The 597-nt window shown below is 61.1% G+C and carries 1 protein-coding gene; it reads right to left on the minus strand.

Features of this window, described 5'->3' with window-relative positions; genetic code table 11:
- Positions 1-358: hemerythrin domain-containing protein (locus AC1DTN_RS38490; protein WP_477925458.1), on the minus strand; the 358-nt coding region annotated here is incomplete at its 3' end.
- Positions 359-597: the final 239 nt, after the last annotated feature.

Raw genomic sequence — 597 nt, forward strand, 5'->3', positions numbered from 1 at the left:
GAAACCAGTTGGCCAGCTCATCGGCAAGCCTGCGGCCGACCGCGATGGCGCCCGGCGCGTTGGCGGCGATCAGTTCGCGCACTTCTTCAACCGACTGCATCACCGCGCGATGTTCGGCGACGTGGCAATCGCCCTTGGGGTACTCGGAGTCGGCCATCCAGCGGTCCTCGCCCGCGAAATGGGACTGCGCGTGGACGTGGAATTCATCGAGGTGTGCGGCGAAGTGCTCGTCGGGGCAGGTCTGCAATGCGCACACCGTCGCGACGAACTCGCGGTGCTCGTGGTCCATCGGCGCGTAGCCGGTCAGAAGTGTGTCGCTCCACGAGAGAGGGGGCGAAGAGTCGGTGGTGCTGTTCATGTCACAAGAGTCTCGCAGGTGCTGCTAAAGGCCGAGTTACCGCACGGGTGGCGCGCGCTGACCGAGGGTTAACGCGGGGAACGTGGCTCGATCGCAGGTCAGTATACTTGCCAAAGATGAAGCGTGACTCAATAATGTTGTCATGGGCAAAAACGCAGTGCGATACGATCATGAAGAAATGCAGGAAGCAATCTTGAGAGCATCAGAAACGAGTCTGGCGTCGTCGAGCGGTGCAGCAT

This window comes from Rhizobium sp. 01T444 (genome assembly GCF_056398305.1).